General features: G+C 42.2%; 21 protein-coding genes. 15 read left to right on the top strand and 6 right to left on the bottom strand.

The features are described 5' to 3' along the window. Positions 1-164 precede the first annotated feature (164 nt). Entirely contained in the window at positions 165-788 is a 624-nt protein-coding gene (locus tag CXM95_RS13635; RefSeq protein WP_101699256.1) for a DapH/DapD/GlmU-related protein, read from the bottom strand. Positions 789-882: 94 nt separating this feature from the next. On the opposite strand from CXM95_RS13635, the gene CXM95_RS13630 reads away from it, so the two are divergent. From CXM95_RS13630 to CXM95_RS13610, 5 genes are all read left to right on the top strand, one after another. Continuing rightward, complete coding sequence (locus CXM95_RS13630; RefSeq protein WP_101699255.1) at positions 883-2,076, top strand: NAD(P)-dependent oxidoreductase; 1,194 nt, start codon at positions 883-885, stop codon at positions 2,074-2,076. A gap of 54 nt (positions 2,077-2,130) precedes the next feature. Beyond that, positions 2,131-2,784 (top strand): GntR family transcriptional regulator, encoded by a 654-nt coding sequence (locus tag CXM95_RS13625; RefSeq protein ID WP_005234303.1) that lies wholly within the window; start codon positions 2,131-2,133, stop codon positions 2,782-2,784. A gap of 135 nt (positions 2,785-2,919) precedes the next feature. Continuing rightward, positions 2,920-4,134 (top strand): quaternary amine ABC transporter ATP-binding protein, encoded by a 1,215-nt coding sequence (locus tag CXM95_RS13620; RefSeq protein ID WP_005228609.1) that lies wholly within the window; start codon positions 2,920-2,922, stop codon positions 4,132-4,134. After that, on the top strand, positions 4,127-5,851 hold the full coding sequence (locus CXM95_RS13615; RefSeq protein ID WP_087665039.1) for an ABC transporter permease/substrate binding protein: 1,725 nt from the start codon (positions 4,127-4,129) through the stop codon (positions 5,849-5,851). The genes CXM95_RS13620 and CXM95_RS13615 overlap by 8 nt, the downstream gene beginning before the upstream one ends. Before the next feature lie 327 nt (positions 5,852-6,178). Next, the gene (locus CXM95_RS13610) at positions 6,179-7,939 is read left to right on the top strand and encodes a family 43 glycosylhydrolase (protein ID WP_101699254.1); all 1,761 of its coding nucleotides are present in this window, start codon (positions 6,179-6,181) and stop codon (positions 7,937-7,939) included. A gap of 44 nt (positions 7,940-7,983) precedes the next feature. On the opposite strand, the gene CXM95_RS13605 is transcribed toward CXM95_RS13610, so the two are convergent. Continuing rightward, positions 7,984-8,814, bottom strand: a complete 831-nt coding sequence (locus CXM95_RS13605) for a helix-turn-helix transcriptional regulator (RefSeq protein WP_016612664.1) — start codon at positions 8,812-8,814, stop codon at positions 7,984-7,986. 170 nt (positions 8,815-8,984) lie between these two features. Between CXM95_RS13605 and CXM95_RS13600 the strand changes: the two genes are divergently transcribed. From CXM95_RS13600 to CXM95_RS13575, 6 genes are all read left to right on the top strand, one after another. Continuing rightward, the gene (locus CXM95_RS13600; protein ID WP_101699253.1) at positions 8,985-11,399 is read left to right on the top strand and encodes a glycoside hydrolase family 2 TIM barrel-domain containing protein; all 2,415 of its coding nucleotides are present in this window, start codon (positions 8,985-8,987) and stop codon (positions 11,397-11,399) included. Further along, the gene (locus CXM95_RS13595; protein ID WP_087665036.1) at positions 11,396-12,883 is read left to right on the top strand and encodes a glycoside hydrolase family 30 protein; all 1,488 of its coding nucleotides are present in this window, start codon (positions 11,396-11,398) and stop codon (positions 12,881-12,883) included. The genes CXM95_RS13600 and CXM95_RS13595 overlap by 4 nt, the downstream gene beginning before the upstream one ends. Before the next feature lie 17 nt (positions 12,884-12,900). Further along, positions 12,901-14,187, top strand: a complete 1,287-nt coding sequence (locus CXM95_RS13590) for an ABC transporter substrate-binding protein (RefSeq protein ID WP_233499057.1) — start codon at positions 12,901-12,903, stop codon at positions 14,185-14,187. A 71-nt stretch (positions 14,188-14,258) separates the two neighbouring features. Then, the gene (locus tag CXM95_RS13585; protein WP_223347117.1) at positions 14,259-15,176 is read left to right on the top strand and encodes a carbohydrate ABC transporter permease; all 918 of its coding nucleotides are present in this window, start codon (positions 14,259-14,261) and stop codon (positions 15,174-15,176) included. Further along, entirely contained in the window at positions 15,177-16,046 is an 870-nt protein-coding gene (locus tag CXM95_RS13580) for a carbohydrate ABC transporter permease (RefSeq protein WP_101699252.1), read from the top strand. A 65-nt stretch (positions 16,047-16,111) separates the two neighbouring features. After that, a complete protein-coding gene (locus tag CXM95_RS13575) occupies positions 16,112-16,810 on the top strand; it encodes a DUF624 domain-containing protein (protein ID WP_016612657.1) in 699 nt (232 codons plus the stop codon). Between the two features lie 103 nt (positions 16,811-16,913). Here the strand turns inward: CXM95_RS13575 and CXM95_RS13570 are convergent, their stop codons facing one another. From CXM95_RS13570 to CXM95_RS13560, 3 genes are read right to left on the bottom strand one after another with little or no spacing between them, the layout of a single operon-like run. Next, complete coding sequence (locus CXM95_RS13570) at positions 16,914-17,750, bottom strand: histidinol-phosphatase HisJ family protein (protein ID WP_016612656.1); 837 nt, start codon at positions 17,748-17,750, stop codon at positions 16,914-16,916. Positions 17,751-17,769: 19 nt separating this feature from the next. Beyond that, positions 17,770-18,411: a sugar O-acetyltransferase gene (locus CXM95_RS13565; protein ID WP_005234309.1), complete on the bottom strand. Its 642-nt coding sequence runs from the start codon at positions 18,409-18,411 to the stop codon at positions 17,770-17,772. Between the two features lie 13 nt (positions 18,412-18,424). Then, entirely contained in the window at positions 18,425-18,817 is a 393-nt protein-coding gene (locus CXM95_RS13560; RefSeq protein WP_008380837.1) for a VOC family protein, read from the bottom strand. A 170-nt stretch (positions 18,818-18,987) separates the two neighbouring features. Here CXM95_RS13560 and CXM95_RS13555 point away from each other — a divergent pair, with 170 nt between their 5' ends. Further along, positions 18,988-19,968: an ROK family protein gene (locus tag CXM95_RS13555; RefSeq protein WP_086297807.1), complete on the top strand. Its 981-nt coding sequence runs from the start codon at positions 18,988-18,990 to the stop codon at positions 19,966-19,968. Positions 19,969-20,056: 88 nt separating this feature from the next. On the opposite strand, the gene rnhC is transcribed toward CXM95_RS13555, so the two are convergent. Further along, positions 20,057-20,983, bottom strand: coding sequence for a ribonuclease HIII (gene rnhC, locus CXM95_RS13550; protein WP_086372302.1), 927 nt, complete (start codon positions 20,981-20,983; stop codon positions 20,057-20,059). Between the two features lie 216 nt (positions 20,984-21,199). Between rnhC and zapA the strand changes: the two genes are divergently transcribed. The 3 genes from zapA (at position 21,200) to CXM95_RS13535 (ending at position 24,660) form a co-directional block, all read left to right on the top strand. Further along, complete coding sequence (gene zapA, locus CXM95_RS13545) at positions 21,200-21,640, top strand: cell division protein ZapA (RefSeq protein WP_005228634.1); 441 nt, start codon at positions 21,200-21,202, stop codon at positions 21,638-21,640. A 23-nt stretch (positions 21,641-21,663) separates the two neighbouring features. Next, complete coding sequence (locus tag CXM95_RS13540) at positions 21,664-22,218, top strand: CvpA family protein (protein ID WP_101699251.1); 555 nt, start codon at positions 21,664-21,666, stop codon at positions 22,216-22,218. Between the two features lie 78 nt (positions 22,219-22,296). Beyond that, positions 22,297-24,660, top strand: a complete 2,364-nt coding sequence (locus CXM95_RS13535) for an endonuclease MutS2 (protein WP_016612651.1) — start codon at positions 22,297-22,299, stop codon at positions 24,658-24,660. Positions 24,661-24,675 lie beyond the last annotated feature (15 nt).

The raw sequence follows: 24,675 nt of genomic DNA, 5'->3' as shown, positions 1-24,675 counted from the left end.
ACTTCATTTGATTTCTCCATTTTAGCACAGGAATTTCTCGATACAATAGATTTTCAGTGTTTTTTATTTATTTCTAAAAAATCCTTCCCTCAAAGACTTTCGAAGAATGAATGACTGTGATGTGTTATCATTCATTCCTCGTACTAAGCGGAAAAAGCGCATAATCAACGGGTGTATTTTACTATAAAATCTTCGATTGGGAGCCGGAAATCCAGATAGCGTGCTTCTAATTCTGCACGACTCCAATTCCACCAAGCGATTTCTTGTAAAGCAGTGATCGTTTCTGGATCAAAGCGGTATTTGATCACTTTTGCTGGAACCCCGCCGACGATCGCATAAGGCGGCACATCTTTGGTTACGACTGCGTTTGAGGCGATCACGGCACCATCACCGACGGTCAAACCAGATTGGATCACGGCACCGTGGCCGATCCAGACATCATTGCCAATGACGGTCGTTTTTGCTTTGCGTTTTTCTAAGAAGGACTCGTCCTTTGGCGCAAATCCATAGCCTTCGCCATTATAGGCAAAAAGATGCTGACTAGGGCATTCATAGGGATGATTGGTGGGGCCGATGCGGACCATCGCTGCGATACTGATAAAACGTCCTAATTGACTGTTCTGAATAAAGCAATATTGCCCCGTATAGGTATAATTGCCGATGGAAGAATGATCAATGTGATTGGCTTCGCCAATTTCGACATAGTCTCCTAAAGTTGTGTCTTGAAGCTGCGAGTCTTTGCCAACGATCGGCTGTTCATCTGGAAAATTTGTGATCGATAGGTGCATAGTAATCATCCTCTCTTGCGTATTGCTATCATTTTACCGCACTTTTTTGTACTATTTGACTAATACGCACTAAAGACAAAAGGAGGTCTGCTTTATGGAGACGATTTATCAGTTAGATAAGATGACCGAAACGATAGGTAAGCGAGCAATCAAAAAAGGATACTCGTTAAAAAATCAAGCGGCCCCAGAGGCGCTGTTTGTACGCAGTTCAACGGTTCCTAACGAATTGATCACACCAGAATTAGCTGTGATCGCTCGCTCAGGAACAGGCACCAATACGATCGATTTGGCACGGTGTACTCAAAATGGCACAGTAGTCTTCAATAGTCCCGGTGTCAATGCCAATGCAGTCAAAGAATTGGTGCTCTCCAATTTGTTTCTCAGCGTTCGCCCCTTATTCAAAGCCATCCAGACGGTAGCCGATTTGCAAGAAGAGGTAACGTCAGGTCAAATTGAAGCAGAAGATGTGTTGAAGGTAGCTGAAGAACGGCGAAAAGAAGTGATCGGCGAAGAATTAGCTGGAAAAACCATCGGTATTTTAGGCTTAGGAGAGATCGGTGAACGGGTGGCAAAAGCCTGTCATCAGCTAGGGATGGAAGTCCTCGGCTATGCCCGTACGAAAAAAGCGGCACACGATTACGAACAAGTCAGTGACTTGCACGTACTGTTGGCCGAATCAGATTTTGTAGTGGTTTTGCTCCCTTTAAGTCAGGAAACCAAAGGCATGCTGAATCGACAAACGATTCAGCAGATGAAAAAAAATGCAGTGTTGATGAATTTTGGGCGCGGGGAGATCGTGGAAGAAGCAGCCGTCTTAGAAGCACTAGCCAAAAATCAGCTCAAACAATACATCACCGACTTTCCTAGTGCCGGCTTGATCGGACAACCAAAAGTGTTGTGTTATCCGCATATCGGCGGCAGTACTACCAATGCCTTGGAAAAGGGGGATCACGTAGTTTTTGATCGCATGCATGCCTATTTGCGCGCTGGGACGATTCAAGAATCGGTCAACTTTCCTCATGCAGAGTTGCCTTTTTTTGCACCGTATCGCCTGGCGCTGTTTTATCACGACAAGCCTGGTGCTTTTGCCCCATTATTGCGGATCATTTCTGAAGCAGGCGTAGATATCGATAATTTGGCGAGTGAGAGAAAAGCCGGAGTCGCCTATACCTTGATTGATCTTGATGAGACAAATGAAATACTGCTGCAAGATCTACAAAAGCAGATACGGCAAGAAACAGCGATCATCCGTGCCCGCTTGATCAAAAATCCGCGAACCAGTGAATAGTTGCCACCAACAATGTTTCTTGTTATGATGAAAAAAAAGTAAAGGAAGTTCATCATGACGAATAAGTTTCAAGATAAAAAGAAGGTCGCTTTGCCTCGTTATCAGCAGATTGCCGTGGCGATCGCGGAACGAATCGTTGAAAATCGCTACCAAGTTGGGCAAAAGATCCATGCGCGCTCAACGTTAGCCAGCAATTTCAATGTCTCTCCTGAAACAGCCCGCAAAGCGATCAATGTATTAGTTGATTTAGAAATCATGGATGTCCGTCATGGCAGCGGCGCCTATATCGCTTCAAAGGAAAAAGCACAGGCCTTTGTTGAACAATACCAAGATGTGCAGTCGATCCAAGAAATCAGACAAGACATTTTAGACAGTGTGGAGCGGCAGCAGCAAGAGCTGGATAATTTTTCTGACTTGTTGAACACGTTAGTGCAGCAGACCAAAAAGGTACACCATATGAGTCCGTTTGTACCCTTTGAACTTCAGTTGACGGAACAAGCGCAGCATTTGGAAAAAAGTATCAATGAATTGAATATTTGGCAAGCCACAGGGGCGACGATCATCGCAATCCAAACAACCGAAGAATTGTTGTTGTCACCAGGACCTTATGCGAAATTCAGTGCAGGCAATACGATTTATTTTGTCGGAAATGAACTGGCGTTGCAGCGCATGACCAATTTCTTCTATCCAACGGACCATTCAGCGTAATTCTTTTTCCTGATTCCCATGCTTTTTTTGCAAAAGAAAAAGCATTGGGAAATTTTTTTTGACAAAGTGACCACATCTTGTTAAGATAGTATGGTCACTTTCGTGAAATTTTTCAGAAAAAGGAGTATTAATCATTTGAGTAAAGTTAAAGTGGAACACTTAACCAAAATCTTCGGTAAGAAAAAGCAGCAAGCTCTTGCCATGGTCAAAGAACAACGCAGCAAAAACGAGATTTTAGAAAAAACGGGTGCCACCGTCGGGGTCTATGATGTGAACTTTGAAGTCAACGAAGGCGAGATTTTCGTCATCATGGGCCTTTCTGGAAGCGGGAAGTCAACATTGATTCGACTATTGAATCGATTGATCGAGCCGTCTGGCGGAGATATTTACATAGATGGCGTGGATGTTGCCAAAATGAGTAAAGAGGAACTACGAGAAGTTCGCCGTCACAAAATCAACATGGTTTTCCAAAGCTTTGGCCTTTTCCCTCATCGGACAATTTTAGAGAACACAGAATACGGACTAGAAGTCCGTGGGGTCTCGAAAGAAGAACGAACAGCGAAAGCGGAAAAAGCGTTAGAAAACTCAGGATTGCTTTCTTTTAAAGACCAATACCCTGATCAGCTGTCTGGAGGGATGCAACAGCGTGTGGGACTTGCCCGTGCGTTAGCCAATGATCCAGAGATCCTCTTGATGGATGAGGCCTTTTCAGCATTAGATCCGCTGATTCGCCGTGAAATGCAAGATGAACTTTTAGAATTGCAAGCCAATGTTCAAAAAACGATTATCTTTATCACCCATGATTTGAACGAGGCCTTGCGGATCGGTGACCGGATCGCTTTAATGAAAGATGGTCAGATCATGCAGATCGGTACAGGAGAAGATATTTTGACGAATCCTGCCAACCAATACGTGCGTGATTTCGTGGAAGATGTCGATCGTTCCAAAGTCTTGACTGCGCAAAACATCATGGTCCCAGCATTGACGACGAACATCGAGATCGATGGACCAAGCGTAGCATTGAACCGGATGCGGAAAGAAGAAGTCAGCATGCTGTTAGCCGTCGACAAACGTCGTCACCTAAAAGGAAGCCTGACAGCCGAGTCTGCTCGTGAGGCACGGAAAAACAATCTGACCTTGAAGGAAGTTATTGATAAAAATGTTAAAAAGATCGATAAAGATATGCTGGTAACGGATATCTTCAATTTGATCTATGATTCGCCTACACCTTTAGCCGTGGTAGAAAACGATCGTTTGATCGGAGTCGTGATCCGCGGAAGTGTGATTGAAGCATTGGCTGAGACTGATTCAGCCGCTCAAGCAGAGGAAGGGGTAGTGACAAATGGATAATTTCTTACAACATACGATTCCGGTGGCTGATTGGGTCGAAAACTTTACTGATTGGCTAACAGGAACTTTCAGTGGATTGTTTTCAGCCTTACAGTCTTTCGGACAATTTATCATGGACGCTATTACAAATGTATTACTGTTTGTACCACCGTTATTAATGATCGTCTTATTGACGGCTGCTGCCTTTTTCGTTTCACGTAAAAAATTCGGCTTGCCAGCTTTTACTTTTGTCGGGTTGCTGTTCATCTATAACCAAGGGTTATGGACAGACTTGATGAACACCGTGACGTTGGTCTTATTGTCGAGTTTGGTTTCGATCATCATTGGGATTCCACTAGGAATCTTAATGGCGAAAAGCGAAAAAGCGCAAAGTATCGTGACGCCGATCTTAGACTTTATGCAAACGATGCCTGGTTTCGTTTATTTGATTCCTGCGGTTGCTTTCTTTGGGATCGGGATGGTTCCTGGGGTCTTCGCCTCAGTGATCTTTGCTCTACCACCAACCGTTCGGATGACGAACTTAGGGATTCGCCAAATTTCTCGTGAATTGGTGGAAGCCTCTGATTCCTTCGGTGGGACTGGCTGGCAAAAACTGATCAAATTAGAATTGCCACTAGCCAAAAGTACTATTTTGGCTGGGGTCAACCAAACCACGATGCTGGCATTATCAATGGTCGTGATCGCGTCAATGATCGGTGCTCCTGGGTTAGGGCGCGGCGTCTTGTCCGCCTTGCAACGAGCACAAGTCGGTAACGGATTTGTCAGTGGGGTATCCTTAGTTATTTTGGCGATCATCATGGATCGCTTTACCCAGAATTTGAATCGTTCGGCACATCAAAAAGCAGCCAGCAAGACAAGTCGCAAACAAAAACGTCTTTTTGGCGGGATTGCTGCAGCGGCAGTCATTGCTTTGATTGGCGCATCGTTTGCCTTTGGAAATGTTTCTGACAGCAAAGGCACGGTGAACTTGGCGTATGTCGAATGGGATACGGAAGTCGCATCTACCCATGTGGTGGCAGAAGTCTTGTCGCAAATGGGCTACGAAGTCAACACGACGCCTTTGGATAATGCCATCATGTGGGAATCGGTGGCAAAAGGGGAAGTTGACGGGATGGTTGCTGCTTGGCTGCCATCTACGCATCAATCCCAGTATGAACAGTACCAAGATCAAGTCGAGAACTTAGGTCCTAACTTAGAAGGGGCAAAACTGGGGATCGTTGTCCCAAGCTATATGGATGTAGATTCCATCGCTGACCTTTCTGACGAAGCTGGAAAAACCATCACTGGTATCGAACCAGGCGCTGGTGTCGTGAATGCAGCGGAGAATACGGTTGCGACGTATGACAATCTTTCAGATTGGAATGTCGCTACCTCTTCTTCTGGAGCGATGACAGTGGCATTGGGCCAAGCGATCAAGAACCAAGATGAGATCGTTATTACTGGTTGGTCTCCACATTGGATGTTTGCGAAATATGATCTGAAATATCTGGATGATCCAGAAGGAACAATGGGTGAAGCAGAAAGCATCAATACTGTTGTACGTCAAGGATTAGCAGATGACATGCCAGAAGTTTACGAAGTACTTGATCGTTTCAACTGGACACAAGAAGATATGGAAGAAGTCATGTTAGCAATCAATGACGGAACATCAGCCGAAGATGCAGCCAAAGATTGGGTAGCCAATCACCCAGAAGAAGTTGCTGCATGGACGAACTAACTTCTTTCAAATAAGTGTATTAAATCTTCAATCGATTTTAATGTTGAGTTAGCACACATCCGAAAGTGGATGTGTGCTTTTTTTGATCGTTTATTTGCTGCACAAACTTCAGGTATAAAGAAAATGAAAGAATAATGGCCGACGATTTTTGACAAGAGATAGCAAAAAATGGCAAGTCAATGGAATCGCTCGTGTAAGAAAATAGGAAAGCAAGTGTTTCAAAATCTTATAAAAGTTCGTTCATCAACTTATACAAATTCACGGGGACTTCTATAAAATGAGAGAGAAGGAAGTCGAGTGCATAGAGAAGGAATTAGGAGGGATTGAATGACAGCTTATTTATTTTGTCATTTCACTGGCGAGCAAAAAAATGGTGAGCAAGTATACTTTAGTGTGAGCAAGGATGGATTGACTTTTACAGATTTAAATCAAGGCCATCCCGTTTTGAAAAGTGATCTTGGGGAAAAAGGAGTCAGAGATCCTTTTCTGGTTAAGGGGAAGGACACGTATTATCTCATTGCGACAGATTTGCGTATTGAAAAGGGACTTGGCTGGGCACATGCTCAAACCAATGGTAGCCGCCAGATGGTTATCTGGTCATCAACGGATCTTGTGTATTGGACAAACCCATGGACCGCAACGATTGCTCCAGAAGGTGCAGGGAATTTGTGGGCGCCAGAGGCAATTTATGACGCAGAAAAAGAGACATTTTTTGTCTATTTTGCTGCAAAGGTTAATGGAAAACATAAGATTTATTCTGTTTCTACTATGGATTTTCAGACGTTTACTGAGCCTGTGCTATTTATTGAAAAAACGATGGATGTGATCGATACAACGATTGTTTTTAGTCAGGGGTATTATTATCGTTTTACAAAAAACGAAGAAAATAGTCGCATTTTTTTAGATCGCAGTCAACAGCTGACAGGAGACTATCAGGAAGTAACTTCTGAATACCTCGCTCAATTAGAAGGGGTTGAAGGACCGCAAGTGTACCAATTACCTGATGGCAAATGGGCGCTGATCGTAGATCACTTTAAAAAAGGCACAGGATATGGGATCGCAGTAAGTGATGATCTCACAACAGGCGTTTTCGAACCTGTTTCTGCCTTCGACTTCGGTCAATCTATCAAGCGCCATGGTGGGGTGATCACGATCACAGATGAGGAGTATCAACGACTACTGACCTATTATCAACAAAAAAACCCGGTTTTAGAGGGACTTTATGCTGACCCTGATTTGGTTTCATTTAATGGGAAATTTTACTTATATCCAACATCAGATGGTTTTACGGATTGGTCTGGGACAAGCTTTTCGGTATTTGAATCAGAAGATCTCACTCAGTGGACAAATAAAGGGACGATCCTTGATCTAGCATCCGCTCAGGTGAAGTGGACGATCGGTGGTGCGTGGGCACCCTGTATAGCAGAAAAAGAAGGAACGTTTTATTTTTACTTTACTGGAAAAATGGCGGATGGACGCTCAGGAATCGGTGTCGCTTATGCGGATCATCCAACAGGTCCCTTTATTGCAGATGAGAAACCGCTATTGAGTCCTGATCTTATCGATGACTATGGGTTAAACATGAGTCAAGTCATTGATCCATCTGTTTACGTAGAAGCTGGAAAGTATTATCTATTGTTTGGCAATTCTGCGGGAGGGACTGCTGCCATCGTAGCGTTGGGAGATGACATGCGGACTGTCAAACTTGATACGCTAACAGAATATCAAGGGCTGGAAGATTTTCGAGAAGCCATTACTGTTTTGAAAAAAGATGATTTGTATCACTTTACCTGGTCGGGAGAAGATACCCGCAGTGAAGACTATCATGTGAATTATGGTACCTCATCTTCATTGTATGGACCGATTCAGTATCATTATCCTATCTTACAAAAAAATGTTGAGAAAGGCATTTTAGGAACCGGTCATCACAGCATTTTGGAACATTTTGATCGATATTATATTGCTTATCACAGCTTTGCTGTTCCACTTAGTAAGTATCCAGAAGAAGCCCGCGGATTTCATCGACAGGTTCGCATTTCCCCATTAGATTTTGACAAAACAGGCTATATGAAGCAAGTAGTCGTATAAGAAAAAGGGTGCAGCGATGCATCCTTTTTTGTCTGCAAATTCAGTTAGTTTCTTTTACGAACATTAGAAGGAGCAAGATCATAATGCTTTTTAAATAGTTTACTAAAATAAAAAGGATCATGATAGCCTACTTTTTCTGCGATTTCTTTGACGGTCAAATTGGTATGAAGCAACAGCTCATAGGCATGTTTGAGACGAATCTCGATCAAATATTTAATCGGACTACGACCAGTGATTTTCCGAAAAACTTTTGAAAGTTGGGCAGGACTAATATAAAGCATGTCCGCTAGCATTTCCAAAGTGATGTCTTCTTGATGATGATTCTCCAAATAATAAATCGTATGGTTTACTAGCGTTTGTTTTTGTTTATCTTTTTCAGAAATTACTGACAGGCTATTGTTTGGATCGGAGGGCGTCAAACTTCTTAAAATCAAAGCTAGCATTTCGAGAATGATTCCTTTGCCCATCAAATCGTGATGAATATTATGGCTGTTAAACTCATGGGTCAGCTGCCATGCTTTTTTGAAGAACGCTTCTTGATAAATCCCCAAATTGAGCAGGGGATCTTCATTAGGGAAGGTATTAAAAGGAAGTCCTTCGATCAGAATATTAGAAAGGCCGATATGAAGTTCATGGGATTCCATCCCTGCTGGATGGATTTCGGTATGGGGAAGGCCAGGGTTAAAAAGGAGCGTGTCACCAGTATATAGCCTTGTGCGGGTTTCATTGAATTCGTAATCAACGGTTCCTTCTAATACGATGCTGATCTCAATGAAATCATGATGGTGGTAGCCCCGAAGATTTTTCTTTTTATTCCAAAAGTCAACGACATAAATAATTTCAGGATTAAATATATTCGAATGGATGTGGTACATAGTTCCCTCCTATTACCTACGAAAAAGTAGGCGCTTTTTTTTCTTCATATCATATAATACATGAAAATGAATCGGATAGACTATGTTCTTCATTAAATGTTTTAGTAAAATTAAGTGAAAGAAAGCGATTTCTTTATGTGAGTATTGGTAAAAGGGAGGTTAGGGGTTAAATGGAAAAACGTTTTTTGAATGAATGGCGATTCTCAAAACAAGAAGAAAAAGAAGCATGGAAAAAAGATTTTGATGATTCTATTTGGGAAAAGGTAACGATTCCTCATGATTGGGGTGTCTCTTATCCCTTTGAAAAACATTTTTCAAGCGGAACAGGGTATCTATCCGGAGGAATAGGTTGGTATCGAACCAAACAGCCGCTGCAAGAGTTGGGTGACCTTACGAATAAAGTCGTAAAAATTCATTTTGAAGGTGTTTATAAAAATGCACGGGTTTGGATCAATGGCTATCATATGGGGATTAGACCTTCAGGATATGCTTCATTTTATTATGATTTGACAGAGATTTTAACTTACAATTCGGATGATAGCTTGCTTATTAGTGTCCGTGTCGAGCACACAGATTTGGCAGATTCAAGATGGTATAACGGAAATGGACTCACACGTCCTGTTTCTCTTGAAATTCATGATTCTATTTATATCGACGAATACGGAACGAGTTTTTCAACGCCAAGTGTTACAGAGGGGCAAGCGGAGATCATGATCGAACATCGGCTAGTAAATACCTTAAAACAAGACCGTGTTGTTAGGATCGAACAAGTGCTGGAAAGTTTACAAACGGAAAAAGTGATGAACATAAGTGAGGAAATCCAACTTAACGCAGGGGAACGCCGCACGGTCACATTGAAAGCAAAAATTGAAAAGCCAGAGCTATGGTCACCTGAAGCGCCGAATCTTTATCAGCTACGAACAAAGGTGAGTTTTCAAGATGCGTCCTTAAATAGAATTGAGAGCGTATACAACGAGTATATCGGGATCAGATCCTTTCATTTTGATGCCAATGAGGGCTTTTCTTTAAATGGGCAAAAGCTGAAAATCAAAGGTGTTTGCTTGCACGAAGATGCGGGCTCTTTCGGTACAGCTGTTCCGAGCGAGGTATGGGTACGGCGTTTAATAAAGTTAAAAGAGATGGGGGCAAATGCTATACGAATGGCACACAATCCTCATTCGTTTGCTTTGTATCGTTTGTGCGACACCATGGGATTTTTAGTCTTTGATGAAGCATTTGATGAATGGGAAAATCCTAAAAATAAATGGTGGCAAGGTCATAATGTGTATCCACCCAAGTTAGAAGGAGCAGCAGAACATTTTCCAACTTGGTATGAAAAAGATTTGGAAAATATGATTTTACGCAATCGAAACCATCCATCGATCATTGCTTGGAGCATTGGCAATGAGATTGATTATCCCAATGATCCATATGCTAGTCCATTGTTTGCTGAAATGACAGGGAATAATGACAATAGCAAACCAGAAGCTGAGCGCATCTATAATCCACATCGACCTGATATGAGAAGGTTACGCACGATAGCCGAAAAGCTGGTCCATTTGAGCAAAACACTCGATCCGACTCGACCAGTTACCTTGGCAGCAGCTTTTCCAGAATTATCTACGAAAATTGGCTTGATCGATCACTTGGATGTCGTTGGCTATAACTACAAAGAACATCTATACGAAGAAGATCATCGCAAATTCCCAGATAAACCTTTTATTGGGAGTGAGAACAGTCACGGGTTTAAAGAATGGCAAACGGCAAACACTCTTCCGTATATCGCTGGACAATTTTTATGGACGGGCATTGATTATTTAGGGGAAGCCCATGGCTGGCCTATTCACGGATCTGGGGCAGGCTTATTGACATTGGCTGGTATTGAAAAGCCTAGTTATTACAAGAGAAAGAGCTGGTGGAGTCAAGAACCGACTGTTTATTTGACAACGATTCCTTACGAGAAAAACAAACGAAGAGCAGAATGGGAACCCACCTATCGAAAATGGTCTTACCCAGCTGAGCAAGAAATTGAAGTAAGGTGTTATACAAATGCAAAAGAGATTCGATTGAAGATTGGCGACTTGGAAGTACCCGATGTTCGTTATGATGATACCTTTGGTTATTATGTTGCACGGATCAACTATCAGCCAAAAAACTTGTCGGTCGAAGCAGTATTTGAAGAAACGATTCTGCATGATGAAATAAAACCCGAAGCAGCGCCAACTGCTTTGGCAGCTATGAATTACGAAATTCCTCAAAGATGGCGGGAGAAATTAGCTGCTACCGATTTAACGCTAGATAAGACCCTTCATCAAATCGAATGCCAAGTCTTGGATTATGCTGAAAATCTGATAGCAGCAGAAGTGATGGTCTATCTAGAAGTCGAAAATGGGACATTATTAGGTTTGGAGAATGGTGATCTAGCAGATACTACCGCTTATACAGAGTCATTCCGTAGAACGATGCAAGGAAAGTTGCTTTGCTTTGTAGCAGGAGAGCGCAAGAAAGAGACAGTTGTGACGCTGCGCTCACCTGGACTACCAGATACACGATTGATTCTAGAGAATAGAGAGGGAAGTACATGATAAAAAAGCGGACACTCCTTATTCCTTTGGTCTTATTGAGTATACTGACAGCGTGTGGAACGGTCGAGGAAAATACACAGAAAGAAAAAGAGCCAGAGACAGATGAAGTCATTGATACGGCGATGATCACCTTAAATACGGCAGAAACCTACCAGACAATTGAAAGCTTTGGCGCAAGTGGTGCTTGGTGGAGTCAAGATATTGGTGGCTGGATCGAAGAAGAAACAGCAGAACTTTCGAAGCGAGAATATATCGCAGAATTATTATTTGATCCGCTTGAAGGGATTGGCTTGACGTCTTATCGCTACAACTTAGGCGCCGGAAGTACGTTACAAAATAGTCCTCGCATTGAAGATCCCTGGCGACGAGCAGAAAACTTTGAAGAAGGACCCGAAGTCTATGATTGGTCGAAGGATGAAAATGCACGATGGATGCTGAAAACAGCGGTTGATTATGGAATTGATGATATCTATTTATTCGTCAATAGTCCATTGACGAGGCTAACGAAAAATGGTTCTGCGTATGGTGATCAGCTGGAAGAAAAACGCAGTAATCTAGCTCCTGAGAATTATCAAGCATTTGCCAACTACGTCTATGATGTAACGGAACACTTCTTAAAAGAAGACATTCCCGTCACGCATGTGTCGCCAATCAATGAACCACAATGGGATTGGACTGGTGGTCAGGAGGGAACCTACTACGATCCAGCTGAAGTAGTCGCACTCTTAGAGGTATTTATTGAAGAAAAACAAAAAAGACCAGAGCTGAAACAAATAGCGCTATCGATGCCTGAATTAGGAGAATGGGCAAACACCAGCAAGGAATATTTCGAAGCAATCATCGAAAATGATACATTGATGAATTACTTTGACACGTGGGAAGTCCATTCATATTGGACAACTTACGTCGAGAAAATGAATTTTAAAGAGTGGTTAGAAGAAAAGGAAATCGATGTTACCTTAAAAATGTCTGAGTGGACAGAAATGATCAATGGTCGCGACTACACTATGGATTCTGCCCTAAATTTAGCCAACGAGATACACGATGATTTAACGATCCTTGATGTGGTTGCTTGGCAATATTGGATCGCAGTCAGTAGTTACGATTATCGGGATGGTCTGATCTATGTAAACTTAGGTTCAAAAGAAATTATTCCGACAAAAAGACTTTGGGGAATGGGGAATTTCAGCAAGTTTATTCGACCAGGGTACACGAGAGTTTCCGCAATCAGCGACGACAAAGAGGTGAATGTCGTAAGCTTTTTGGGAAAAAATGAAGCAAACGAAGAAGAACTTATTACAGTGCTTATCAATAACAGTTTTCAGGAAAAAGAGATTGATCTTCAAGGAGTCGGATTTGGTGAAATCATCAGCTATACGACAGATGGTGAATCTGATTTAGAAGAGCAGAGCATCACTTCTCAGGAACTGACAATCCCTCGGCAATCGATCGTTACCTTGAAGAGCGTTACAACGAATGAATAAGAAAAGGGGAAATGGCTATGAACTTTGGGAAAATTGCTAAAACATCTTTATTGGCGTCTTCAGTAGTCTTATTTGTTGCTTGTGGGCAAGAAAACAACAATAATGATTCGGATGGAGAAATCACAACGATCCAGTTTTATACGTGGGGAGGTGAAGGTGACCTTCCCATCTATGAGCCACGCATCAAAGCCTTTGAGGAAGCGAATCCTGACATAAAAGTAGACTTCGTTCAAGTGCCAAGTGATTATGACACCAAACTGCAAACAATGTATGCCGGAAATGAAGCACCTGACGTTGTCCAAGTGGCAGAAAATGGGCAAAACTTTGCTTCTAAGGGATTGTTTATTGATCTTTCAGAATATATTGAGGAATCATCGATTGACGTAGAAAGCAATTGGGGGGAGGCAATAACCCAATATACCTATGATGGCCAACCATTTGGTTTGCCGGATAGAGGGGGCCCGGAAATTCTTTACTACAATAAAGACTTATTTGATGAAGCAGGGATCGAATACCCGACAAATGATTGGACGATTGAAGAATACACAGCTGCTGCCGAAAAATTAACAAAAATAGAAAACGGCGAAACGGTTCAGTATGGTGCTAGTGGAATGGATTGGGTGCCAAACTGGGGAGTATTTATCAAGTCCAATGGTGGTTCCCTTGTGGAAAATAATGAGGTTGTGATCAATTCTCCCGAAAACTTAGAAGTTCTTACTTGGTTTAATAATCTATACCAAGACGGTTATGTTGGCACATATGAATTTTATGAATCTGTTGCGCAGTCTGGTGCGGATTCAATGTTCTCACAAGGTAGAATTGGTATGTTGACGACAGGATTTTGGAATATTGGCAACTTCACACAACTGGATGATTTAAATTTTGATATTGCACCGATGCCTTTCTTCAATGAAAAAGTTACATGGCCTTTCGGAAGTGCCTTAGCGATTTCTAAGCAATCGACCAAACAAGATGCCGCCTTTCGATTCATTGAATATATGACGAGCGAAGAAGCACAAAAAATTCTTGGTGAAAGTTTAGTGGATTCTCCTGCCAATATCAAAGTATTGAACTCTGAAGAATTTACCAATAGACAAGTAAATGGGAAAGATCTTCGCTTGGACGTCGTAGGAATCTCGACAGAACGTGTTGTGATCGATGGTATTTTCGAAGGTCCTTACTATGGAGAACTGACCGGTGAGTTCAGTAATCAAGTAAAAGAAATGCTCCTTGGCCGTTTAACACCAGAAGAAGCGCTTGAGAAAATGCAAGAATCTGGCGAAAAAATCATGGAACAATATTAATTCAGAGAAAGGATAGCTTAGGGAAGAAAAAATTTTCTTCCTTAAGCACCTTAGTTAAGGAGGGTTTCCTATTGGACATTTCAGCGACACAACTTCAACTAAATCAAAAAAAGCGTAAGCGGACTCAGTCCCGCTGGTTTTTTGCCTTTGTTTCACCTTGGATCATTGGGTTTGTTTGTTTTACCATTGGACCAATGATTTTTTCGATCATCATGAGTTTTACTGATTGGGATATGTTTTCGGAATTTAATTTTATCGGATTTGATAACTATCTGCGTCTTTTTAAGGATGATATTTTTTTAAAAGCTTTAGCAAATACTTTTCAATATACCTTGATCAGTGTTCCAATCAATTTGTTACTTTCATTAGGTATGGCTTATTTATTGAGCTTTCATTTGAAAGGGATGCGTGTTTTTCGTACCATCTATTACTTACCTTCCATTGTACCAATCGTTGCGAGCACGATGCTGTTTACCCGTTTGCTTTCTTCCAAAGGACTAGTCAACCAGGCACTAGCCTTATTTGGTATCGACGGACCAGTTTGGCTGTTGAGTAAGGACCATGTGCTTTGGAGCTTCGTATTCCTTTCTCTATGGGGTGTCGGTGGAACAATGATTTTGATGTTGTCTGCTATCAATAGTGTGGGGGAAGAAATGTATGAATCGGCACTTCTTGATGGTGCATCCAGATTCAGGATGTTTATTAGTATAACCATTCCCCAAATTTCGCCGATTTTATTTTTCAACCTGATTACCGGAGTCATTGGCTCCCTTCAAACCTTTACTCAAGTATATATGATGACCGGTGGTGGGCCTGATTATGCCAGCGAAATGATTGTTCCGTACCTTTATCGAAATGCCTTTTCATTTTATCGGATGGGCTATGCTTCGGCAATGGCTTGGGTGTTGTTTATGATCGTGATGGTCTTATCCTTGATCGTGCTGAAGAGCTCAAGCTTATGGGTATTTTATGAAGAGGAGGTGAAGTAAGTGTTAGATAAAAATCTATCCAAAGTATCTAAATTATTGATCTATCTGACCTTGATTTTGTTTGCGGGAATTTTGATCATTCCATTCGTTTATATGATTTCGATTGCACTAGCTTCGCCGGAGTCAAATATCAAAGAACAGTTCACTTTACTGCCGATGGAATTCTATTTGTCCAATTTCACCAATTTGTTTAGAGATTCCTTTTCAGGAGAGCGACCAATCTTGTTGTGGTTTTTCAACACGATGCTGATCGTCGTTCTTAGCATTGTTGGACAAATTATTTCTTCGACACTGGTTGCTTTTGGCTTTGCCCGAATGAAGTATAAACATAAAAATAAATTGTTTCTATTGGTATTAGGAACAATGATGTTACCAGGTCAAATCACCTTGATTCCTGTGTTTTTGATTTTTAGAAACTTAGGTCTTTTTAACACTCTTTGGCCACTGATCATCCCGCAATTCTTTGGCTCTGCCTATAATATCTTTTTTACTCGCCAATTTATTACGGCGATTCCGGGAAACTTATTTGAAGCGGCAGAAATGGATGGTTTAGGACCATTTAGATCCTTTACCAAAATAGTCTTACCTTTGATCAAACCAGCGATGGCTGCCATTGCTATTTTTACCTTTAACTTTGCTTGGAGCGACATCATGGGTCCTTTGATCTATGTATCAGATACGAGCAAAATGACCTTAGCTTTAGGCGCACAATCTATGTCCGCCACCTCCAATCCAGCGGGTACCGTCAATATGTCGATGTTAATGGTAATGTCATTGCTGCTGACACTTCCACAGATCGTTATCTATTTCTTAGGACAAAAATATTTGTTCCAAATCAATTTGGGGATTGGCAATAGCGGGACAAAATAAGTTGAAGAGCTTATGAAAAAAACTGACGATCGCATATAGAAAAATAGAGTTACAAGGAGCGACAGATGGAAAAAAATATTCGACAACCGGAGATCAATCAAAAAGATAGCTACAAACTGTTTCATCATCTATCTTATTTAAATTATATTATCTATACTTTTCTAGGGACGCTGCTGTTTTGGTTGTTCAATTTACCCCTTCTTTTTTTATTGCTAACAATGGAAATCAAACTTAGCACCTTACCATTGTTTCTCCTGTCCTTCTTGCCAGTAGCCCCAGCTTTTACAGCGTTACTCATCTATTTGAAAGAAGCAAAGGAGAAAGATGGTACCCCAAAAGTATTTTTATTGGCCTATCGCAGGAAATTTAAGCATAGTCTTCTAGGGTGGCTTCCTGTTTTAGTCGTTATTGGGTTATGTAGTGCAAATTTATTGTTACTGAGGGTCACGATCCAAATCACTGAATTGAAATGGCTAAATCTGTTTCTGCTGATCGTCGCCTTGACGTTTGCGATCAATTATTTTTTAGTGGTCGCAACGGCACCGTCTCTTTCAATCAAGGAAGCTCTTTTGCTTAATCTCCAATTATTTATTTTGAAATCCAGCCGATATATGTTAAGTTTTATGATCATCATTAGTAGTTGGCTGCTGTTAGCCTTGGTTCCAATTTATCTGGCATTATTTGGCGTAGGGCTGATTGCCATCTTATTATTACTGAACTTTGCGCCAGTCATGGAGTTTGCGCGAAAGCATTCGGTTCGTTGAGCAACAAAAAATCACCTGATCATGGAGCAACCTCGAACAGTTAGACCAAAACTCTAACGAGTCGAGGTAGCTTCAGTATGCGTTTTATCAGGTGATTTTTAGGTTAAGCAAAACGATGAAAAATCGGCTGCATCTGTTCAAACGTACAGAGTTCAGTAAATCCTAATGATCGTAAAAGATCTTGTCCCTCTTTGATTTGAAACCTGAGCTGCTCTGGTTTATGACTGTCGCTGCCGATGGTTAGCACGCTTCCCCCCAAGTCACGATAAAGCTTGAGGATCTCGATCGATGGCGTATACCCATTGATTCCGTAACGGTGGGAAGAGGTATTCAGTTCAATGCCTTTGCCATCTTTGATCACGACTTTCAAGATCTCTGCGATTTGTTCTTTCGTTTGTTCAAAAGCATCCTTCTCTTTATCTAAATAACGACGAATCAAATCCATATGAGCTAAGACGGAATACTCTTTATATGTCGTGACCAGCTGATACATTTCATCATAATAGCGCTCGTAGCATTCCTGTTGGCTGCGTCCTTTTTGAAATTCTCCAGTCCAAAATTCTTGATCGTCTACCTGATGAACGGAAAGTAAAATGAAGTCAAAGGGATGCGAATGATAAAGACGGGTAAATTGTGGGATCGTGTGCATTTGCATCCCAAATTCCAGCCCAGTTTTTAGCTTGATTTGGTCACTGTATGTTTCCTTTAAGCGTGCCAGTTCGGTAAAATACAAGTCGTAGTAGACATTTTTTACGACTTTATTGGCTCCGACGAGGTACGCATCCGTCGCTTGCCAGTCTTCTTTGACCCCATAATCCACATGATCGGTAAAGCAGATTTCTGCTAAGCCTAGGTTAATGGCGTCTTTGACTACATCTTCCATCAAATACCAAGAATCATCGCTGTAATCACTATGAACGTGATAGTCTGTAAAAATCATGGCGTCTCCTTTTGTTTCGTTATTTTTGCTGCTTCTGCCAGTCTGCTCGTTTTTGATAATAAAGCTGGGCGGCCGTTTCCCAATGCTCTTTGTCAGTCGGCTGAATCTCACGGATCAGACGGGCTGGATTGCCGCCGACGATCGTATTCGGCGGCACATCTTTTGTGACGACGGAACCAGCAGCGACGATGGCATGTTTGCCGATCGTGACACCTGGTAAAATCGTACTATTGCCTCCGATCCAAACGTAATCTTCGACGGTGATCGGTAGGCCAAATTCCAAATCTTGACTGCGGATCACAGAATCGATCGGATGGCCGGCTGTATAGAAGCTGACCCGTGGTCCCACCATCACATGATCACCAATCAGAATCTTATTGACATCTAAAAAAATGCAATCCATATTGGCATAAAAGTGATCACCAATCTCAACATGGCGACCATAGTCGACAAAAAGGGGTGGTTGGACAAAGCAATGCTGCCCAAATTTGCCAAAGAGTGCTTTTTCTTTGGCGATGATTCCTTCTCGGTCATCGACTGGTAAAAGGTTGATTTCCTGGGCACGTTTTTTTCCCTCCACTGAGCCATTCTCAGGGAGAATACCGGCAGCTTGATACAGTTGACCAGCCAACATCGCTTGATAATCAAAATCTTCTTTCATTGCAAAATCCTTTCTAAGACGGTAAATCGTCGGTGGTTAATTCAATCAAATTGCCTTCGGGGTCTTGGACAACTGCTTCATAATAGCCATCGCCTGTCGTACGAGGACCATTTAAAAGAGGGTAGCCATCTTCAACAAACCGTTGAGCGTATCGATCAACGTCAGCTTGATCACCTACTGCAATCGCAAGGTGAGTGTAGCCTAAGCTCTCACTGACACGAGGGCTTAAAAATTTCTTGGTCGTTAATTCTAACCGACTTCCAGAATCAAAGGTCAAAAAATAGGACTGAAAGCCTGTTTTCGGATTATGATATTTTTGGTTGCTGACCGCCTGAAAGTAGGTTTCATAAAATGTTCTCATTTTTTCTAAATCATTGACATATAGTGCGATGTGTTCAATTTTCATTATTGACAACTCCTTTAATAAGCAACATGCGTCGTTCTTTCTTCGTTCCTTTTTGAACTTAGTAAACTTTGTTTAATAAGTTGCTTCTATTATACCTTTGTTAACAAAATTAATAAAGGTGTATTCCCAGCTTTTTATCTGTTAAAATAGGAGAGTTGAGGGGGAGAAAAATGAAAGCTTATCAGCCAACGACCATTAAATTACATAATCAGGCAGTATTGCTGGATTTGCTAAAACAGCAGCAAGCGCCTATGACCAAGCGCCAACTGGCAGATGCCTCTCAATTAAGCGTGGTAACGATCAACAAGCTGCTTCCTGAATTGATAGAAAAGCAGTTGCTTTTGACGACGGATCAACCGCAACGAACGGGAGGACGTCAAGCTGCGGCTTACCAGTACAATGCGCAACGGACACTGTTGTTGATCATTCAGTTTATCGAAGAAGACCAGCAGATCGTGATTCGTTTTTCAGTCGTCGATCTCGTCGGGAACATTTTGCATCATGAGCAGTCAGCAGAGGGCCGATTGCCGCAGTTCTTGCAAGTGATTCGTCAGATAAAACAGGAATACCCGAAAATCAGCTTGGCAGTCGTGGGAATTCCTGGTGTGGAAATTGCTGGAAGACTGAAGATCATGGATGCTCCAGCATTTAAGGACATGGCGCTAGGGGAATTGATTGAAAAGGAGATCGCGGTAAAAACGCTTATTGAGAATGACGTGAATGCAGCGGTATTCCATTTCAAAGAAGAGAAAAAAATCGTGGCTGGCATTTATTTTCCGAAAAATTATCCGCCAGGTGCGGGACTGGTCATCGACCAACAGCTCTTTAAAGGAGCCAACCATTTAAGTGGCGAAATCAAGCATTTGCCGCATCTTTACAAAGTTTCTTACCCTTTGGCAACAGAGGCGATCCAAGAGCAAGTGACTGCCACTCTTCAAGCGATCGTGGCAGTCACGGACCCGCATCAAGTCATTTTGTTTTTGCCCTCTGAGTGGCAGGCGCTTGTGCCGCGCTCTTTTTTGGAAAAGCAGCTGGCAGCAGTGTTTCATTATGGCGTCTTACCAAAGTTACACTTTTCAGATCGGTTTTCAGAAAACTATTTGGCTGGGTTGATCACGATGGGAATCGAAGCAGCGGGCTTAGGGCTTTGATTCGCAGCATTCAACTGGTACTGAGGACAAAAACTGCCACTGCTTCCTTTATCAGAAGCAGTGGCAGTTTTTTTGAAAATACGAGAACTCACAGTTTAGCGAGTTTCTGTGCTTTTTCGGTATTCGCAAAATGCAGTTTGGCATATTTGCCCAATAGTGCTATGCCACCTTGCTGCAGTAATTTTGCGGCAACTTGGTCAGCAGCTGCGTGGGCGCCAGAAGGCAAGCGCAAACCGACTTCTTTAGAGGCTGCATCTAATTCATCCAAAAAGACTGTACGACATAAAATAGAGGCTGCCGCTACTGCTAGATGATATTGTTCACCTTTCGTCGCAAAATAGAGCTTTTCGGTAACCGCTGCTTGTTCCGACTTTAAATAAGTGCGATAATTTTTTTCGCTTGTGAACTGATCGATCAAAATGGCATCTGGTGTCTCAGGAGCAATCTTTTGCAAAAGCAAACGAATGGCTTGATTATGCAAAGCAACTTTCATTCGGACCGTGTTGTATTTTGGTTGGATCTCGTTGTATTTGCTGGGTGTAACAGTGAGCAATTGGTAAGGAACCAATTCTTTGATTTTCGGCGCCATCTTACGGATCTCTGGATCTGTCAGCATTTTTGAGTCCTTGACACCTAAGGCTTTCAGCTGTGGCAATTGCTCTTTTTTGGCATAGACGGCACAGACCACCAAAGGACCGAAATAACTGCCGTTGCCGACCTCGTCACTGCCGACGACGCTTTTTTCGCTAAATCCTGCTGGCAACGCAGTGGTTGAAACAGTCGCTTTTTTCTTATCCGGTACAGCACTTGCCGAATCGCCCCATAAGGAAGCTTCTTTTTCGGCAGTCGCTCCTTGAAACATGACTTTTCCAGACGTATAAGCAGTGATCGTTGTTGGCCCTTTTTTGGCGACAAACACTGTATAAGGAACTTTCTTAGCCAGCAGTTCTCGTTGGTAAAATTGCTGCATCTTTTTGATAGTTGAAGTTGGTACTTTGATAACGATCGTACTCATTTGATTCCTCCTGTTTTTTTGTCTTTTCTTAGGTAGACAAAAGGATACTTTAAGATTTTACCATACTTCTTATTCTTTTTTACTAAGACGATCAGCAAACAAACGATTGGCATGGAAATTCATAAGAAAATCACGTATAATAGTTAAGAGTTTGCGACACATGTTCAATAAGTGATAGAATAGAGCAGAATGTAAGCAATGGGAGGAAATATTCCTATGACGGAGCAAAAGAAACGCTATAAAGCAGTTATCGCGAATCAAAGTTACACGATTATTGGACGCGAAAGCAAAGAACACATGGATATGGTGACAAGATTGGTCAATGACCAACTGCTTGAGATCATGCAATTATCGCCACAAACCGATCAAGAACAAGCGTCGATCTTGTTAGCGATCAACGCTGTTTCCGACCAGCTGAAAAAACAAGAACAGCTTTTGGTCCTACAAAAAAAAGTGGACGAGTTGCGGGGACAAGCCATTAAAGCAACGGAGCTTGAGAATCGCATCAAGCGGATCGAAGCAATCGAATCCGAAGCACGGAAAGTTCTCGATGAGACAGGTCGCAGTGATGTGGAGATCCATAATCATGTGGAAGCACAACAGATCTTAAATGAACAAAGGAAACGAAAAATTCAAGAAAAGACAGCCCATGGGTAGTGCGGCGTAGAAAGGATTCCTAAATGATTGGATTATTTGTCTTGGTTTTGTTGTTGGCAGCCTTTTACGGCGGCGCGCGGCGCGGAACCAGTTTACAATTGGTCTCAGTTTTGGGCTATTTGCTCTCTTTTTTCTTTGCAGTTGCGAATTACCAAGAAATTGCGAAAAAAATTGAGCTCTATGTTCCTTATATGTCAGTAACGGCGGATTCAAAGTTAAAATACTACGATATGGAACTGGCTTTAGATTTAGACAAAGCCTATTATGCGGCCATTGCTTTTGTGATGGTACTCTTTGCTGGTTGGCTGATCACCAAACTATTAGTGATTTTTGTAGACAGTTTGCGTTACAAACGCCTACGTTTTTTAGGCGGCTATGACTGGGCAGTTGCGGGTGTTTTGAATGTCATCTTGATGTATATCAATTTGTATATGTTTTTCATGATTCTCTCAATGATCCCGTTTGCCACGATTCAAAATCTGTTTGAAACGAGCGGAACTGCGAATTTCATCGTTGATCGGTCACCGATTCTCTCAGATTACTTCTATCGATTGTGGATCACAGATGTGATTGGGTAAAAAGCAGGCAGATGGTTGCAGAGCCATTCTGCCTTTTTCTTAGGAACAAAAAGTTAAAACAAAGCAGGTGAGAAAAGAATGAATACTAAGATCCTTGATGTTTTAGGATTTGAACAAGTAAAGAGTCAAATCGGTCAGTATATCGTAACAGCCCAAGGAAAAGAAGCCTTAGCAAAGCTTGTGCCATCAAGTGATGCGCAAGTCATTTCCTCTTGGCTAGCAGAAACAGAAGACGCGATCAAGATCCAGCGTTTAAGAGGCGGAATCCCTGTACCAAAAATTGAGAATATTCGTCCCCAAATGAAACGGATCGAAATCGGCGCAGATTTAAACGGCGTTGAATTGGCACAAGTTGCCCGCGTCTTATCAACTACGCAGGAATTGAAACGCTTTTTTGCTGATTTGTCTGAAAGTGAGATTGAATTTTCCCGCTTGTATCACTGGGAAGAACAGTTGGTTTCTTTACCAACCTTGAATCGTCGCTTGAAAGAAGCTATCGATGAGGATGGCCGAGTCACAGACGATGCCTCTCCAGCACTTCGGGGAATTCGTCAATCGATCCGACGAGCAGAACGGACGATCCGTGAGACATTGGATGGCATCGTCCGAGGTGGCAATGCAAAGTATCTAAGTGATACGATCGTAACCATGCGAAATGAGCGTTATGTGATTCCAGTCAAACAAGAATACCGAGGTGTTTTCGGCGGCGTGGTTCACGACCAAAGTTCATCTGGTCAAACCTTGTTTATCGAACCGAAACAAGTAGTGGAACAAAATAACCGCTTGCGTCAGCATCAAATTGCGGAACGGGACGAAATAACTCGTATTTTGGCGGAATTATCAGCAGAGTTAGCTCCGTACCAAAGAGAGATCCTCCATAATGCATATGTGATCGGAATCATGGATTTCATGAATGCCAAGGCTCGTTTTGGGAAAGAGATGAAGGCAATCGTACCAGCGATCAATCAAGATAACCATGTCTTTTTTAAACAAGCACGTCATCCATTGATCGATCAAGAAAAAGTCGTTCCTAACGATATTACGATTGGAAAAGACTATCAAGCTGTTGTCATTACTGGGCCGAATACCGGCGGAAAAACCATCACCTTAAAAACATTAGGGCTATTACAGATCATGGGCCAAGCCGGCTTACCAATCCTGGCAGAAGAAGAAAGCCAAATGGGGATCTTCAATGAGATTTTTGCGGACATTGGTGATGAACAATCCATTGAGCAAAGTCTATCGACCTTTTCTTCACATATGACAACGATCGTTGATGTGTTGAAAAAAGTCGACGAAACAAGTCTGGTGCTTTTTGATGAACTAGGTGCTGGGACCGATCCCCAAGAAGGGGCAGCACTAGCAATTGCGATTTTGGACGAACTTGGGGCTAAGTCGGCTTATGTCATGGCGACGACCCATTATCCAGAATTGAAAGTTTATGGCTATAACCGATCCAATACGATCAACGCCTCTATGGAGTTTGATGTCGATACCTTAAGTCCGACCTATCGCTTGTTGATCGGGGTTCCGGGACGAAGCAATGCGTTTGAGATTTCGAAAAGACTTGGCTTGCCAGAGACGATCATTGATCAAGCCAAAGAGATCATGGACGGAGAAAGCCAAGACCTGAATGAAATGATCGCTGATTTAGAAAATCGAAGAAAAATGACGGAAACCGAGTATCTGGAAGTTCGTCATCATGTAAAAGAAGCAGCCCGCTTGCACCAAGAATTAGAAGCAGCTTACAGTTATTTCTTTGAAGAACGCGAAAAAGAATTGGCAAAAGCCCGTCAAAAAGCCAATCAAATCGTAGAAGAGGCTAAAGAGGAATCTGAAAAAATCATTGCCGATATTCGTAAAATGCAGTTAGCCGGCGGTCAAACGAAGGTCAAAGAACACGAACTGATCGACGCGCGCACCAAGCTATCAGGACTGCAGCAAGAAGAACATCTGCAAAAAAACAAGGTTCTGCAAAAAGCCAAAGCAGCCAAGACGCTGAAAGAAGGAGACGAGGTACTCGTAACTTCTTATGGGCAGCGTGGGGTACTGTTGAAAAAAGCCGGTAAAAATCAGTGGCAAGTCCAAATCGGCATTCTGAAAATGAATTTGCCAGAAACAGATCTCCAACCAGCAGCGCCAGTGAAGGAGCCTACACAGCGTATCGTTAATACGATTCGTTCTGCTGACAGCAGTCCAGTGGTCAATCAGTTGGATTTACGCGGCAAGCGGTACGAAGAAGCCCTAAATGAAGTGGATCAGTATTTGGATGCAGCAATTTTGGCAGGCTATCCGCAGGTGACGATCGTTCACGGTAAAGGAACTGGCGCATTGCGTCAAGGGATCACTGACTACCTAAAAAATCATCGCTCGGTGAAAAGTTTTGAATTTGCGCCAGCAAACCAAGGGGGCAATGGAGCGACCATTGTGAAGTTTAACTAAACGTTAAGAACCCTT

The organism is Enterococcus sp. CR-Ec1, assembly GCF_002850555.1.
Lineage (GTDB): Bacteria > Bacillota > Bacilli > Lactobacillales > Enterococcaceae > Enterococcus_D > Enterococcus_D entomosocium.
This window is presented reverse-complemented; position numbering and strand designations above follow the sequence as displayed.

Bases quoted from the DNA above. Each gene is read 5' to 3' on its own strand.
- CXM95_RS13635 (WP_101699256.1), bottom strand. From the start codon at position 788: ATGCACCTATCGATCACAAATTTTCCAGATGAACAGCCGATCGTTGGC.
- CXM95_RS13630 (WP_101699255.1), top strand. From the start codon at position 883: ATGGAGACGATTTATCAGTTAGATAAGATGACCGAAACGATAGGTAAG.
- CXM95_RS13625 (WP_005234303.1), top strand. From the start codon at position 2,131: ATGACGAATAAGTTTCAAGATAAAAAGAAGGTCGCTTTGCCTCGTTAT.
- CXM95_RS13615 (WP_087665039.1), top strand. From the start codon at position 4,127: ATGGATAATTTCTTACAACATACGATTCCGGTGGCTGATTGGGTCGAA.
- CXM95_RS13610 (WP_101699254.1), top strand. From the start codon at position 6,179: ATGACAGCTTATTTATTTTGTCATTTCACTGGCGAGCAAAAAAATGGT.
- CXM95_RS13605 (WP_016612664.1), bottom strand. From the start codon at position 8,814: ATGTACCACATCCATTCGAATATATTTAATCCTGAAATTATTTATGTC.
- CXM95_RS13600 (WP_101699253.1), top strand. From the start codon at position 8,985: ATGGAAAAACGTTTTTTGAATGAATGGCGATTCTCAAAACAAGAAGAA.
- CXM95_RS13595 (WP_087665036.1), top strand. From the start codon at position 11,396: ATGATAAAAAAGCGGACACTCCTTATTCCTTTGGTCTTATTGAGTATA.
- CXM95_RS13590 (WP_233499057.1), top strand. From the start codon at position 12,901: ATGAACTTTGGGAAAATTGCTAAAACATCTTTATTGGCGTCTTCAGTA.
- CXM95_RS13575 (WP_016612657.1), top strand. From the start codon at position 16,112: ATGGAAAAAAATATTCGACAACCGGAGATCAATCAAAAAGATAGCTAC.
- CXM95_RS13570 (WP_016612656.1), bottom strand. From the start codon at position 17,750: ATGATTTTTACAGACTATCACGTTCATAGTGATTACAGCGATGATTCT.
- CXM95_RS13565 (WP_005234309.1), bottom strand. From the start codon at position 18,411: ATGAAAGAAGATTTTGATTATCAAGCGATGTTGGCTGGTCAACTGTAT.
- CXM95_RS13560 (WP_008380837.1), bottom strand. From the start codon at position 18,817: ATGAAAATTGAACACATCGCACTATATGTCAATGATTTAGAAAAAATG.
- CXM95_RS13555 (WP_086297807.1), top strand. From the start codon at position 18,988: ATGAAAGCTTATCAGCCAACGACCATTAAATTACATAATCAGGCAGTA.
- rnhC (WP_086372302.1), bottom strand. From the start codon at position 20,983: ATGAGTACGATCGTTATCAAAGTACCAACTTCAACTATCAAAAAGATG.
- zapA (WP_005228634.1), top strand. From the start codon at position 21,200: ATGACGGAGCAAAAGAAACGCTATAAAGCAGTTATCGCGAATCAAAGT.
- CXM95_RS13540 (WP_101699251.1), top strand. From the start codon at position 21,664: ATGATTGGATTATTTGTCTTGGTTTTGTTGTTGGCAGCCTTTTACGGC.
- CXM95_RS13535 (WP_016612651.1), top strand. From the start codon at position 22,297: ATGAATACTAAGATCCTTGATGTTTTAGGATTTGAACAAGTAAAGAGT.